Source organism: Photobacterium sp. J15, from assembly GCF_963870815.1.
GTDB classification, from domain to species: domain Bacteria; phylum Pseudomonadota; class Gammaproteobacteria; order Enterobacterales; family Vibrionaceae; genus Photobacterium; species Photobacterium marinum.
This window is the reverse complement of record NZ_CAWMUI010000001.1, coordinates 3,243,205-3,257,253: the sequence shown is the minus strand read 5'-3', so window position 1 is coordinate 3,257,253 and position 14,049 is coordinate 3,243,205. Positions and strand designations below refer to the sequence as shown.

The following is a 14,049-nucleotide window of genomic DNA, read 5'->3' as shown; positions in this document are numbered from 1 at the left end:
CATTAGCAAACGAAATTCTGTAGCACTTTTGTTCTGGTTTGCAAAAGTGCTGCGACTGCTAGGTTGGTGTGGTAGAAATCACTGCGTAGCGGAGTAATTTCATTACATTTGTTGTTCATAAAATGCACACTGCTGTAACTATCCTACAGTTTTGATTTATCAATTACCAACAAAAAATCGGGGCATAACAGCATAAAAGTGTTATCTGTATGAATTTCTAGCACGATTATCTGCTTGAATATTCGATAATAGTTCTCATTGTGAATAAAAAAGGTCAATACAGAAGGAGTTATCCTCTCATTTACCGTGGTTATGGCAGACAAAACGTTATTCAGTTTTGTTGTTTTTTGTTAACAAAACGATGTGGGTGAGCCGGGGGCGCAAATAAAGCCGGGTTTATTGCTTTGACACATTTTCCGGATTGGCTTTTGGTGTTAATCTGCGCTGCTTTTCCTCATCAACAACTCAGGTGACACGATGCAGTTGCACGAACTAGTCAATACATTCGGACAGGATTTACAGCGGCGCTATGGAGAGAAAGTGCACAAGCTTACCCTTCACGGCGGATTCAGCTGTCCCAACCGTGATGGCACGATTGGTCGCGGCGGCTGTACTTTCTGTAATGTGGCCTCATTTGCCGATGAACAGGCGCAACATAAACCTATCACTGAACAGTTGAATCAGCGTGCTGGCGAAGTGAACCGCGCTAAGCGTTATCTTGCGTATTTCCAGGCTTATACCAGCACTTATGCTGAAGTACAGACGCTCAAAGCAATGTATGAAGAAGCACTGGAAGCGGCTGATATCGTTGGCTTGTGTGTAGGTACCCGCCCAGACTGTGTACCGGATGAGGTACTGGAACTGTTGGCTGGCTACCATCAGCAGGGATATGAAATCTGGCTGGAGCTGGGGCTGCAGACGGCTAATGACAAGACGCTGAAGCGGATCAATCGCGGTCATGATTATGCCTGCTACGAGAAGATTACCAAACGTGCCCGTGCTCTGGGGCTGAAAGTGTGTGCTCACCTGATTGTCGGGCTGCCGGGTGATACCCGTGAAGATAACCTTGAAACTATCCGTAAGGTGGTGGATGCCGGGGTTGACGGTATTAAGTTGCACCCGCTGCATATTGTCGAAGGCAGTATTATGGGGCTGTCCTGGAAAGCGGGGCGTTTGGCTGAACTCAGCCTTGAAGATTATACCGAGATTGCTTCTGAGATGATTCGTCTGACACCGCCGGACGTGGTATTTCACCGTGTTTCTGCCAGTGCTCGCAGGCCAACCCTGCTGGCTCCTATCTGGTGTGAAAACCGCTGGTTGGCAATGACGGAAATCGGCCGAAATCTGGATAAGCTCGGTGCTCAGGGGAGTGCGGTGGGTAACCCGTTTGTTTACCAGCCGATTGTCGCTTCAAAGTAAAAGTATGTTAGATTAGCGGGGAATATAATAAGTAGTCATTCAATAATACAATGCATACAGCTTGTCCCCGCTTCAGCATCAATAACAGTCTTATCCGACGACCCATGTTGGTCAGTTTTCAGGACATTCTTATGAAAGTGAACAGGCTTGTCGGTTCATTTTCAGCTGTGTTCCCCTCGATATACCTGTTCGCAATCGCTTGCTTGTTTCCTGGTGCCGGTCTTGCACTGGAACCGTCGGTCAGCCTTCTCAGTAGTCCGGTACTGATTTTTACTCTAGTGCTGTTTATTCTGCTTGCTGGTGGTGGCTTGGTTGCGCTGGCGCTACTTCATCTCGATTCTTCTTCCTTCCGAAAGCTTCATGCTATTTTGACTCATATGCCGCTGGCGGTAGTGATTGTCAGAAAAAAAGACGGTGCTTTGCTGTATGCCAATAAAACCAGCTGTGAGTTGCTGGGTGTCAGGCGCTTAGACGGCTGCTACCTGTACCCGGATGATATCAGCCCTGAAATGATGTTTGATTTCCTGCGGCCATTCTCTTATTACCGGGGCTTTCGCAATGTAACTGAAGAGCTGCAGTTTTCTCGTGATCGTTTGATGAAGTTGAAGGTCTCGGGGCAGCCTGTTCGCTATAAATGGCAGGCGGCCTGGCTGCTTTTCATTGTTAAGCCTCAGGAGCCGCAGGCATCGGAGACGATGCTTGAGCAGGAACAGCGGGTCTTTCAGCAGGTACTGAACTCATTGTCAGAACTGGTTTACTTCCAGGATAAAAGCGGCCAGATCTTGGGGACCAACAAGGCATTTGATCGTTTCTGGCAGGGGCGTTTTGATGAAGGGGTGATGGACGAGGTTGATAGCTTCTCAGGCCATAACTCCAGCCATAGCTGGACAACAGCTCCGGACGGTTCCAGTCGGTTGCTGGAAACTAATAAGACGATGCTGATTGACGATAAAGGTGAGGCGATCGGTACCCTCAGTATCAGCCATGATGTGACTGACTGGCATGAGATGCAGGAGAACCTCAAACAGGAGATTGAGCGACGGGAAATAACAGAACAGGCGCTGGCGCAGCGTAATAACCTGTTCGATACCATAATGAATGCCTGCCAGGATCCAATCGGTCTTTATAACGAACATGGTGTTTATGTTGGCTGTAATGAGTCATTTGCCCGCTCACTAGGGCTCCGTCGCGAAGAAATGCTGGGACGTAGTGCTTCTGAATTGCTTGATGAAGAAGTCTGGCAAAACTACTGGGAATCGGATCAGCAGGTGATGCGAGATGGTCTGACAGTGAAGATGGATGACTATGTGATCCTCGATGACGGTGCGCCTATTTGGTACGAGGTTTTGAAGTCGCCATACAAAGATCCGACTGACGGTACGGTCGGAGTACTTATCATGGCGCGGGATGTGACAGAGCGGAAGATGGCTGAGCAGCAATTGGCTGATGCAATTATGGAGTTGCAGGAGCTGAGCTTTATTGACAGCCTGACCAAGGTGGCCAACCGTCGCAGTTTTGATGAGCAGTTGCGTAAGCTTTGGCACAGCCACATCCGCGAGCAGAATCCGCTGACGTTGATTTTGTGCGATATCGATAACTTCAAATCATTCAATGACAATTATGGCCACCAACAGGGGGATTTTGCGCTACGGGAAGTTGCTAAGGTGTTCCGAAATGTGGTGAAGCGTGAGACTGATGCCGTGGCACGTTACGGCGGCGAAGAATTTGCCTTCCTGTTGCCGAATACTGACATCAAAGGCGGTAAGGTGATTGCTGAGCGGGTGCATCGTCATTTGGCTGAAAAAGGCATCCTCCACGATTATTCTGATGTTGCTGAAAAGCTGACCGTCAGTTTAGGGGTCGCAACGGTGACTCCAAGGCCGCACCAGGATTACGGTGAGTTGGTTGAGCTGGCAGATATTGCACTTTATCAGGCAAAATCAGCGGGGCGTAACTGTACTAAGCTGATGTCAGATCGGGTTGCAACTTAGCCCGTGTATTAACAATCTGTTTATTTTCAGGGCCTGCATTTGCAGGCTTTGTTTTATCTGAGATACATATCCTTTGGTTATCGGGCCGGGGCGATTATCATGATGGCAGCCTTTCATTAGTGGGAATAAATAATGAAACAAATCAAAGTTCTGGCTCAGTTTTATGTCGACTTGCTGGTGAAGTTGGGGATTGTCCGCTTCAGTATGTTACTGGCGCTGGCCCTGGTGGCCCTGGCAGTACTGGTGCAGGTTGGGGTAACTCTGGTTCTGCAGGGGAAGGTGGACAATATCGATATTGTCCGTTCAGTCTTTTTCGGTCTGTTGATCACGCCTTGGGCGGTGTATTTCCTTTCAGTGGTGGTTGATCAGCTTGAAGATTCACGCCAGCGCTTGTCCAAGCTGGTGACCAAGCTGGAAGAGATGCGCTCGCGCGATATGCTGCTTAACAAGCAGTTGCAGGAAAATATCGCCCAGCTGAACCAGGAAATTGAAGAGCGGGTAAAAGCAGAAGAAGCCCGTGAGATTGCGATGCAGGATCTGGAAAACGAAGTGTTCCAGCGTGAAAAAGCCCAGTTGGATCTGGCTGAGCAAAGTGCTTTGCTGAAATCTTTTCTCGATGCTTCGCCTGATCTGATTTACTACCGTAATGAACAAGGCCAGTTTTCCGGTTGCAACCGGGCGATGGAAGAGCTGACGAACCGTACAGAGAAACAATTGGTAGGTCTGACTCCGAAGGATGTTTACAGTGAAGAGATTGCCCGTAAGATCGCCGAGACTGACCAGCAGGTATTCAAGCAGAATGTTTCCCTCACTTATGAGCAATGGTTGGAATACCCGGATGGCCGTAAGGCGGTTTTTGAGTTGCGTAAAGTGCCTTTCTACAGCCGTGACGGTCGCCGTCTGGGGCTTATGGGCTTTGGCCGCGATATTACCGACCGCAAGCAGTATCAGGACGCTCTGGAAAAAGCCAGCCGTGATAAAACCGCCTTTATTTCGACTATCAGCCATGAGCTGCGTACGCCGCTGAACGGCATTGTCGGCTTAAGCCGGATGCTGCTTGAGACACAGCTTAACGATGAACAACGCGGTTATATGCGGACGGTACATGTCAGTGCGATCACCCTGGGTAATATTTTTAATGACATCATCGACATGGATAAGTCAGATCGCCGTCGTCTTGAGTTACTACCTAAGCCGCTGGACTTTGAAGAGTTTGTGGTTGAGATGGGCAATATTTCCGGTCTGATGGCAGAGCAGAAAGGGTTGCGGTTCGATCTTGAGCGCCTGAGTGATTTGCCGCGCTATATCGAAGTTGATAGTACCCGCCTGCGTCAGGTGCTGTGGAATCTGGTTAGTAACGCTACCAAGTTTACTAAAGATGGCGGCGTGATCCTGTCGGTGAGCGGTGAAATCATCGGTCAGCAGGCTGAAATCACGTTTGAAGTGGAAGACAGTGGGATCGGCATTCCGCAGGAAGAGTTGGATAAAATCTTTGCCATGTATTATCAGGTGAAAGATGAGAACAACAACCTGCATGCAGTCGGTACCGGTATCGGCTTAGCCGTATCGCGCCAACTGGTGCAGATGATGGGTGGTGACATTACCGTATCTTCTGAAGTTGGCGAGGGCAGTACCTTTACGGTAACGATTAGAGCTCCGCTGGTGGATCAGGTTGAAGATGATGAAGAAATGCCGGCGGTACAGCAGCTCGGCCTTAACATCTTCATGGTGGAAGATATTGAACTGAATATCACAGTTGCCAAAGCACTGCTGGAAAGTCTGGGTCATGAGGTAACAATTGCCATGCGCGGTGAAGAGGCGCTGGAGATGTTCAACCCTGATGATTTCGACCTGGTATTGCTTGATATCCAGCTGCCGGATATGACAGGTTTTGACATCGCGGCTAAGCTGCGTGAGCAGTATGACCACCTTCCGGCGCTTGTTGCCCTGACTGCTAATGTTATTAAGGACAAGGCGGAGTACCTTGAAAAAGGCATGGATGATGCGCTTAGTAAGCCGTTGAGTGTGAAGGCTATCAGTGACGTTATCCAGCGCCTGGTGCTGACCTGTCCGATTGACAATGATGAGGAGATTGAAGAGCAGGAACAGGAATCAGGATCACCAAGTGATGAAATGATCAATCAGTTGTTGGATCTCGAGATGCTGACCTCCTATGTTGATATTGTGGGTACTAAGCCTGTTTATGACAGCATTGCTATGTTCGAGCAGAAAATGCCTGAATACATTGCGATTCTAGATTCAAATATGACGGCCAAGGATAAGGATGGCATCAAGTTTGAAGCACACAAAATCAAGGGAGCGGCAGGCTCTATCGGCCTTAAACATATCCAGCAGGTCGCGCAGAAAGCGCAGTCTCCTGAGCTGCCGGCTTGGTGGGAAAACATCAATGACTGGGTTGATGAGATCAAGGATGGTTACCAGAATGATTTGGCAGTGCTGAAAAACTGGCTGGCAACGAAGGAGAAATCATGATGAAGCTGAAAAAACTGACCTTGGGGCTCGCTTGTTTGTTGCTGGCAGCCTGTTCTGAACCGGAAAAGCCATCGTCAACAGAGGCTGGATCACCTGAGGCTGGTACTCCGGCTGAGCAGACAGTGGAGCAGGCTGAAACAGAGGCTCCTGAACCGGCAGAACCACTGGCGACTGATATCTGGCAAGCTCCGACTGAGCTGACGCTTTCCGGTGTTACCGTGAATTTGCGTAGTGATCTTTGGCTTAACAGTATGCCGGTGATTGGTGATGACGGTACTCAACCTGCGATTAAACTACAGGCATCCGTGAAGCTGCAGTCGACGGATATGAAACCATTGCCGGGCGGTATCGAAATTACTCAGGTGTTGCTTGAGCAGGACGATAAGCAGTGGCTGGTGAATGAAAACCTGGAAGTGCGGGGCGAAGGTGAGTTGACTTTAGAGGTCGTGATGCAGGCCGGGCCTGAATGGGAGTCGGGTAGTTTGGTCAATGTTGCTATTATCTTCAACTTTGATGGAGAAGAGCACAGGTTGGTAGAGCGTGATGTGGCAGTCAGCCAAGTGTTCTGATTCAGCGTTTTAAACAGAAGTACAAACAAGAAAGGCTCCGAAAGGAGCCTTTTTTAATGAAGTCAGCAATGTGATTATTGCTCTTCCAGATCACCGCAGAAACGGTAACCTTCACCGTGGATAGTTGCGATGATCTCCGGAGTATCAGCCACTGATTCGAAGTGCTTACGGATACGACGGATAGTCACGTCAACAGTACGGTCGTGCGGCTTAAGCTCACGGCCTGTCATTTTCTTCAGCAGTTCGGCACGAGTCTGGATCTTGCCTGGGTTTTCACAGAAGTGAAGCAGAGCGCGGAACTCAGAACGAGGCAGTTTGAACTGTTCGCCTGACGGGCTTACCAGTGAACGGCTGTTGATTTCCAGTGACCAGCCGTTGAACTCGTAACGTTCTACCAGACGCTTGTCTTCAGTAGGCAGGCCTTGGTTCATGGCACGGTTTAGCAGGTTACGGGCACGGATAGTTAGTTCACGTGGGTTGAACGGCTTAGTGATGTAGTCATCAGCACCGATTTCCAGACCCAGGATCTTGTCTACTTCATTGTCACGGCCAGTCAGGAACATCAGCGCCATGTCGCCCTGCTCACGCAGTTCGCGAGCCAGCAGAAGACCGTTTTTACCTGGCAGGTTTATATCCATGATCACAAGGTGAACTGGGTGTTCTGAAAGCATCTGGTGCATTTCCGCACCGTCATTTGCTTCAAATACTGTGTAACCCTCTGCTTCAAAGATGCTTTTCAGGGTGTTACGTGTTACGTGCTCGTCTTCTACAATCAGAATGTGAGGGGTTTGCATTGGCAGTACCTAAATTTCTAAAAACGGAATCTGGTCAAAAACAGAATAGTTAAATTCTATAAAAAAAATTCACATACAGGCAAAGTCCCGGATAAAGGACTATTTGTTTATTCAAAAACTGACCTGTTTGGTACGCCATCCTTTTTTCAGCAAGATGATGTGTCATAGCAACTGCTGAAAGAACTCTAAAATTTAGAGTCATTGGCTACAATTTCCGTGGGATGGCGATGATTGTATGCACTTAACAGCACGCTAACAATATTACGGCTTTGTTTCGTGACTGCTTTTTAGAGCTTTCTTGATTTACATCAAACAGGGGTAAGTCTATTACGAATCTTCACTTTGTTTAACATTAGCTACAAATTAATCCGTCACCCGGAAGGTAAATCTCTAAATGTGTGAAAACATCTCGCTTTGGTGTAGCTATCAGAAGATTTTATTCAAAATGCCGCAACAGCCTGTTTACGCTTGCTTTGCAATTCTAACAGCATTTAATCCCGGAAGCATTGTTATTAATAACTCAAATAACATTTTGCGAAATGAATTATTGAGATCTCAGTTGGAAAATTTGACAAAAGGGGTTCAAAGCGTGATTTGTCAGGCTCCGGACAGAAGTTGGCAGGAACCGAGCTTCATTGCGCCGATTTCCTTAGTTCAGGCGAAACAGTTAGCTCGGCAGTGGCAGCAGAATGCGATCTACTGGGTAGAGTCGGGAGAGCTCTTTTTGGTTCCTGTGTTAATGGAAGATGTCATGACAATGAAATTGGGGCAAATCAAAGACTTTTTCTACACTGAGTAGAGACCCGCTACTTGCCGATCAGACAAAGGAGCCTGCGATGTTAGATCTACTACCCGACCTGTGCGATCACTATGGAGAGGATGTCAGATGGTTGCCACTGCCGACACATGACTACGGCGGCAGGACGATTTTTTACGGTGAGGTTGTTACCTTGCGCTGTTTCGAAGATAACAGCCTGGTCCGGGATATTGTTTCTGAAGACGGAACCGGAAAGGTGTTGGTGATTGATGGTCATGGTTCCTGTCGGCTGGCATTGCTTGGTGATCAACTGGCGATGCTGGCTCATAACAATAACTGGGAAGGTATTGTGATTAATGGTGCGGCGCGGGACATTGGCACTTTGGGCACGATCGATATCGGTGTGAAAGCCCTTGCTGCATGCCCGTTTAAAACAGAGAAGCGGCAGACAGGAGATCGCAATGTCACGTTGACAGTCGCCCATACCCTGGTTTATCCGGGGGATATGCTGTATGCCGACAGAAACGGCATCCTGTTAAGTAAGAAAGCGCTGGATTTGTCTGTGGTCGGTGATGACTAGCTATGGCTGGGAAAACAAAATCACAGAAAGCAAAAAAGCAACGAATATAAGAATGTAATCTATATTCGTTGCTCTGTTTTTGATTTTATCATGACGGTTCTGTTACTTTTTCAGTCCGATTCAGAATCGGAAGCCGATACCTAACTGATATATCTGCTCAAGCGCTTCATAATCAACGGTCGCATGCAGGTTAACCCTGTCAGTGACTTCATATTGACTGGATACTTCAACCCCCAGCACAGTTTCCCGCTCAATGGTTTCTGAAGTAACAGCACTTTTCAGACTGATTTTCGATGAAAGGTTGTATTTAACTCCGGAGAGTAATCCGCGACTTGTCGCCTTAGATTCATTACCACTTTTGATCCGGGTACTCAGGTACAGCTCAGTATTATCTGTCAGTGCATAGGCATAGCCGCTGTCAATCTGCCAGACGTCGAACTGTTCGGCACTTTTTGATTCTGATGATAAGAACCAGCCAGATGAGTCGGGAGTGTTTTCGCTCAGGTTGAATAGTCCCTTTTCTGCTGCCTTTGTTGGTAACGCCACTACCAGCAGGGCAATTGTGATCAGCAATTTTTTCACTGCGCCACCTTCCCTGTTGCTTTGTTATGGTTATACGTTTTTTTATACCGGGCTGATCAAAATCAGCATTATCAATATTAGGACACAATTCTGAAGATTGATACGTCAGATCCGGCGAATGAGAGTTTGAGCATAAAACTACGATTACTGGGCTGAATTATGCCTTTGTTATGTTGCTTCTTTCGGTACATCGACTACTTTCGCAGTCGATGCTTATTTTGATAGGGGTAGACATCTTCGTATTGGCGGTTAGCAATATTTTGTTGCAGTTGCTGCCAGTAGCTGGCCTCAAATAAATCGCTGTGAAGCTCATTAAATAAGGATCTGACGGTTGGGTTGATCAGCAGGAAGGTGCGGAACTCTTCCGGGAAAACATCGTTTGGCCCGACGCTATACCAGGGCTCAGCGGCCATTTCGTCTTCCGGGTATCGCGGAGGCGGGATCCGGCGGAAGTTCATTTCCGTCATGTAGCTGATTTCATCGTAGTCATAGAAAACGACCCGTTTGTGTCGGGTCACACCGAAGTTTTTAAACAGCATATCGCCGGGGAAAATATTGGCAGCGGCCAGCTGTTTTATCGCCTTGCCATACTCATCAACTGCATGGCGGAGATCGTCATCATTGGCCTGCTCGATGTAGATATTGAACGGGATCATTCGTCGCTCAGTGTAGAGGTGTTCGATGATCACTTCATTGGCGGTTACTTTGATTTTTGATGGGGCGACCTCAAGCAACTCCTGTAATAGCTCATCACTGAAACGGCTGCGTTCAATTGAGAAGTTCTGGTACTCCTGGGTATCAGCCATTCGTCCGACCCGGTCATGCTCTTTAACCAGTTTGTACTTCTCCCGTACAGTGGCATGGCTGATGTCTTTTTGTGGCGCGAATTTATCTTTTATCACTTTAAAAACAAAGTCATAGGATGGTAGGGTGAATACAGACATCACCATTCCCTTGATTCCGGGAGCCGAGATAAATTTATCGTCGGAGCTTTCCATATGGCGGAGGAACTCCCGAAACAGCTCGGTTTTGCCATGTTTCTGACATCCTATAGCTGTATAGAGTTCTGCATTGGTCTTGTTTGGCATCATCTCGCTGAGGAAACGGACCAGCGCAGCCGGTGCCGGGGCATAGACCATGAAATACGAGCGGGCAAAACCAAACACCACACTGATGTCATCAACATCGCACAGGCAGGCATCGATATAGAGTTGTTTGTTGCTGTTGTTCAGCACCGGTAGTACCAGCGGGGCGCTGCGGTTGTCCTTTAGGCTGATACGACCAACCAGGTATGCGGCTTTGTTGCGGAAGAAAGGCTCCCTGATCATTTCTATCGTCGGAGTTGAACTTAGGGCTGTTCCCAGCTCTTTGTTCAGGCGGTGAACTAACAGGTCGATATCCCGTTTTTTATCTTCCCAGCTGAGGGTAAACGGGGTGTCGTCGAGCATTCTTTCCAGCAGACTGTTGAGTCCGGAGCCTGTGTTGTAGATCCGTGTCAGTGACGTGGGGTAAGTCGGGATCCGACCTTCCTGAGAGCTGTGAACAAATAGCTTATCGCGATTAATATTGCGATGACTGAATATCCGGCAATACACTGAATTGAAAAAACTTTCAGCAATTTCATATCTTGGGTAATCAAGTAGAAGATCGATGTAAGCGGACTTCACCGCCATCAAAAACTGGTGATTGGCAAAGCGCTCACCCAGCATAATCTGTATTTGGCTGGTGACCAGCCCGACATGGTGATCGTAGAAGTTGATGCGTTTTTTGAGTGCCTGGTGGACGGCGGTCCAGTTTTGGGTTTCAAAGCGTTCCTGGGCTCCGGCTGTTACATCCAGAAACCGTCCGTACATGGCATCGAAGCCTTGCAAGATAGTATGGGCTACTAGCTGTTCCATTGCTGCTGTCATTCGGGATCCCTCCGAACACTAAGAATAGTCACTTTTTTCAGTTCAATGTCTCAGAAAAGCGAATGGTTGATTATTCACCAGCTCATTACTATGCACGGCGATGAGTTATAGTGCAATCAATTGCTGTTTTTTATGCTAATTTGGTATGAGTTGAGTGCTGAAAATATCTTCATTTCGCCAGTAACTTGTACCAGATGGGTAAAAAACTTTGTTGACTCATCCAATTGAATCAGGTAAACGTAAATTAATACAGATTATTGGCGACATTTTAGAAACCTATGTTTAACGCGATCAGCATTATTACCACCACCATTACAATTACCGGCACTACAGGTGCTGGGGTGGGCTGATACGCATAAGTTTCAGAGAAAAAGCCCGCACTCAGCAAGTGCGGGCTTTTTTTTAACCATTTTTTGAAGAATCGGGCTGACACCAACGCAGGATATGCAGCTAGGCTGTTAGTCAACAGATAAAGGAAGCCGGGAGTAGTGGATGCGAGTATTAAAGTTTGGTGGTTCATCATTGGCCGATGCAGAGCGATTTTCGCGGGCTGCGGAGATCATTACCAATAACGCCCAGCAGGGTGATGTGTCAGTGGTGCTGTCAGCACCGGGTAAAGTGACAAATAAACTGGTTTCTGTGATTGAAAGTACAGTTAATACCGGTGATGCGGAATTGCAGATTGCTGACTTGGAATCTGTATTCAATGAGCTGTTCAGCGGACTTGAAGCCTTAGAGCCTAAGCTGGATAGAGCACTGCTGGATGCCAAACTACTGAGCTCGCTGGGTCAGCTTCGCCAGTATGTTCATGGTATGAAGCTGCTGGGGCTATGCCCGGACAATGTGTATGCCAAGGTGATCAGCAAGGGTGAACGCATGTCGATTGTGGCGATGAAAGCCCTGCTGGAAGCTAAAGGCCAGCCTGCCAGTCTGATTGACCCGGTTGCGTATTTGCAGGCCAATGGCGATTATCTTGAAGCGCATGTCGATATCGAAGTTTCCACTCAGAATTTCAAACAGAATCCACTGCCGGAAGGCCACGTTAATATCATGCCGGGCTTTACTGCCGGTAATGAAAAAGGCGAACTGGTGACGCTGGGCCGAAATGGTTCGGATTATTCAGCGGCAGTACTGGCGGCTTGCCTGCGTGCTGAGTGCTGCGAAATCTGGACTGATGTTGATGGTGTTTACAGCTGTGACCCGCGCCTGGTGCCGGATGCCCGCCTGCTTAAATCCCTGAGCTATCAGGAAGCGATGGAGCTTTCTTATTTCGGCGCTTCTGTTCTGCATCCGAAAACTATCGCCCCGATTGCCCAGTTCCACATTCCTTGCTTGATCAAAAACAGCTTCCACCCTCAGGGAGACGGTACCCTGATCGGACTCGATACCGGTGAAGATAAGTTGGCGGTGAAAGGGATCACGACCCTTAAAGATCTGACGATGGTTAACGTCAGCGGCCCTGGCATGAAAGGCATGGTAGGGATGGCTTCGCGTGTTTTCGGGGCTATGTCCGCGGCGGGCGTTTCCATCGTTCTGATCACTCAGTCATCGTCTGAATACAGCATCAGTTTCTGTATCGAGAGTGAAGACAAGGCGGTGGCGCAGCAGGCTCTGCAGAGTAACTTTGAGCTGGAATTGAAAGAAGGCCTGTTGGAGCCGGTTGAATTTATGGGTGATTTGTCCATTGTAACTCTGGTTGGTGATGGCATGCGTACATCCCGCGGTGTTGCTGCCCGCTTCTTTACGTCACTGGCAGAAATTGATGCCAATGTGGTGGCGATTGCCCAGGGCTCGTCCGAGCGGGCAATTTCGGCGGTGATCCCGGTTGAGAAAGTCTCTGAAGCAGTAAAAGCCTGTCATGAGAACCTGTTTAACAGTAAGCACTCACTGGATGTGTTCGTGATTGGTGTCGGTGGTGTCGGCGGCGAGCTGGTGGATCAGATCCGCCGTCAGCAGGAGAAGCTGTTCGACAGCGGCATCATGATCCGTGTCTGCGGCCTGGCCAACAGCAAAGGGATGCTGATGAACAGCAACGGCCTGCCGCTAAGCAACTGGCGAGACCTGATGGGGCAGGCCAACGAACCGCTTAGCCTGGCCCGAATGATCCAATTGGTGAAGCGTAACCACATTATCAACCCAGTAATTGTTGACTGTACTTCAGACCAGGGGATTGCCGATCAGTATGCAGATTTCCTGGCTGCCGGTTTCCACGTGATCACCCCGAACAAGAAAGCCAATACCGCGAGCATGGCGTATTACCATCAGTTGCGTCAGGCTGCCCGTTCGACTCGCCGTAAATTTATGTACGAAACCACTGTTGGTGCCGGCCTGCCGGTTATCGAAAACCTACAGAACCTGATGGCAGCCGGTGATGAGTTGGAGCGCTTCTCCGGTATTTTGTCCGGTTCATTGTCTTATATCTTTGGCAAGCTGGATGAAGGCATGAGCTTCAGCGAGGCGACAACAGTTGCAAGGAATAATGGCTTTACTGAGCCGGATCCGCGTGATGATCTTTCAGGCACTGATGTGGCGCGTAAAGTTCTGATCCTGGCCCGAGAAGCCGGAATGCCACTGGAGTTGGATGATGTGGTTGTCGAGCAGGCGCTGCCGCCAGGCTTTGACAGCGAAGGCTCGGTTGATGAGTTCATGGCACGCTTGCCGGAAGCTGACGCGTACTTCAGTCAGCTTGGCGAAGAGGCGGCCAAAGAAGGAAAAGTGTTACGTTATGTTGCCGAGATCAACAACGGCCAGTGTGCAGTGAAGATTGCCGCGGTAGGCCAGGATGATCCTATGTTCAAAATCAAGGACGGTGAAAATGCTCTGGCATTCTACAGCCGTTATTACCAACCAATCCCTCTGGTGCTGCGTGGTTACGGTGCCGGTACAGAGGTGACTGCCGCAGGTGTGTTTGCTGATTTGATGCGCACATTAGGCTGGAAGCTAGGAGTATAAAA

General features: G+C 48.6%; 10 protein-coding genes and 1 other annotated feature. Of the genes, 7 read left to right on the top strand and 3 right to left on the bottom strand.

The genetic code is table 11. The features are described from left to right. Positions 1–477 precede the first annotated feature (477 nt). From AACQ93_RS14595 to AACQ93_RS14580, 4 genes are all read left to right on the top strand, one after another. Positions 478–1,419, top strand: a complete 942-nt coding sequence (locus AACQ93_RS14595; RefSeq protein ID WP_064605884.1) for a TIGR01212 family radical SAM protein — start codon at positions 478–480, stop codon at positions 1,417–1,419. Positions 1,420–1,550: 131 nt separating this feature from the next. After that, the gene (locus AACQ93_RS14590) at positions 1,551–3,410 is read left to right on the top strand and encodes a diguanylate cyclase domain-containing protein (protein ID WP_084419168.1); all 1,860 of its coding nucleotides are present in this window, start codon (positions 1,551–1,553) and stop codon (positions 3,408–3,410) included. A 132-nt stretch (positions 3,411–3,542) separates the two neighbouring features. After that, positions 3,543–5,903, top strand: a complete 2,361-nt coding sequence (gene arcB / locus AACQ93_RS14585; RefSeq protein ID WP_064605883.1) for an aerobic respiration two-component sensor histidine kinase ArcB — start codon at positions 3,543–3,545, stop codon at positions 5,901–5,903. Beyond that, the gene (locus tag AACQ93_RS14580; RefSeq protein ID WP_064605882.1) at positions 5,900–6,472 is read left to right on the top strand and encodes a hypothetical protein; all 573 of its coding nucleotides are present in this window, start codon (positions 5,900–5,902) and stop codon (positions 6,470–6,472) included. Before arcB ends, AACQ93_RS14580 begins: the two co-directional genes overlap by 4 nt. Before the next feature lie 74 nt (positions 6,473–6,546). On the opposite strand, the gene arcA is transcribed toward AACQ93_RS14580, so the two are convergent. Continuing rightward, on the bottom strand, positions 6,547–7,266 hold the full coding sequence (gene arcA / locus AACQ93_RS14575; RefSeq protein WP_007470609.1) for a two-component system response regulator ArcA: 720 nt from the start codon (positions 7,264–7,266) through the stop codon (positions 6,547–6,549). A gap of 394 nt (positions 7,267–7,660) precedes the next feature. On the opposite strand from arcA, the gene AACQ93_RS14570 reads away from it, so the two are divergent. After that, positions 7,661–8,065, top strand: coding sequence for a DUF3293 domain-containing protein (locus AACQ93_RS14570; protein ID WP_084419166.1), 405 nt, complete (start codon positions 7,661–7,663; stop codon positions 8,063–8,065). 37 nt (positions 8,066–8,102) lie between these two features. Further along, positions 8,103–8,603, top strand: a complete 501-nt coding sequence (locus tag AACQ93_RS14565; RefSeq protein WP_007470604.1) for a putative 4-hydroxy-4-methyl-2-oxoglutarate aldolase — start codon at positions 8,103–8,105, stop codon at positions 8,601–8,603. Positions 8,604–8,723: 120 nt separating this feature from the next. On the opposite strand, the gene AACQ93_RS14560 is transcribed toward AACQ93_RS14565, so the two are convergent. Both AACQ93_RS14560 and aceK read right to left on the bottom strand, forming a co-directional pair. Then, positions 8,724–9,185, bottom strand: coding sequence for a hypothetical protein (locus AACQ93_RS14560; RefSeq protein WP_064605881.1), 462 nt, complete (start codon positions 9,183–9,185; stop codon positions 8,724–8,726). Between the two features lie 194 nt (positions 9,186–9,379). Continuing rightward, on the bottom strand, positions 9,380–11,095 hold the full coding sequence (gene aceK, locus AACQ93_RS14555) for a bifunctional isocitrate dehydrogenase kinase/phosphatase (RefSeq protein ID WP_064605880.1): 1,716 nt from the start codon (positions 11,093–11,095) through the stop codon (positions 9,380–9,382). A 288-nt stretch (positions 11,096–11,383) separates the two neighbouring features. Further along, positions 11,384–11,500: a sequence feature (Thr leader region), on the top strand. A gap of 87 nt (positions 11,501–11,587) precedes the next feature. Between aceK and thrA the strand changes: the two genes are divergently transcribed. Further along, positions 11,588–14,047 carry a bifunctional aspartate kinase/homoserine dehydrogenase I gene (gene thrA, locus AACQ93_RS14550; protein WP_064605879.1) on the top strand — a complete coding sequence of 820 codons (2,460 nt, stop codon included), beginning with the start codon at positions 11,588–11,590 and terminating at the stop codon, positions 14,045–14,047. Positions 14,048–14,049: the final 2 nt, after the last annotated feature.

Excerpts from the sequence above, each read along its gene's own strand:
- AACQ93_RS14595 (WP_064605884.1), top strand. The coding sequence starts at position 478 with ATGCAGTTGCACGAACTAGTCAATACATTCGGACAGGATTTACAGCGG.
- AACQ93_RS14590 (WP_084419168.1), top strand. The coding sequence starts at position 1,551 with ATGAAAGTGAACAGGCTTGTCGGTTCATTTTCAGCTGTGTTCCCCTCG.
- arcB (WP_064605883.1), top strand. The coding sequence starts at position 3,543 with ATGAAACAAATCAAAGTTCTGGCTCAGTTTTATGTCGACTTGCTGGTG.
- AACQ93_RS14580 (WP_064605882.1), top strand. The coding sequence starts at position 5,900 with ATGATGAAGCTGAAAAAACTGACCTTGGGGCTCGCTTGTTTGTTGCTG.
- arcA (WP_007470609.1), bottom strand. The coding sequence starts at position 7,266 with ATGCAAACCCCTCACATTCTGATTGTAGAAGACGAGCACGTAACACGT.
- AACQ93_RS14570 (WP_084419166.1), top strand. The coding sequence starts at position 7,661 with ATGTGTGAAAACATCTCGCTTTGGTGTAGCTATCAGAAGATTTTATTC.
- AACQ93_RS14565 (WP_007470604.1), top strand. The coding sequence starts at position 8,103 with ATGTTAGATCTACTACCCGACCTGTGCGATCACTATGGAGAGGATGTC.
- aceK (WP_064605880.1), bottom strand. The coding sequence starts at position 11,095 with ATGACAGCAGCAATGGAACAGCTAGTAGCCCATACTATCTTGCAAGGC.
- thrA (WP_064605879.1), top strand. The coding sequence starts at position 11,588 with ATGCGAGTATTAAAGTTTGGTGGTTCATCATTGGCCGATGCAGAGCGA.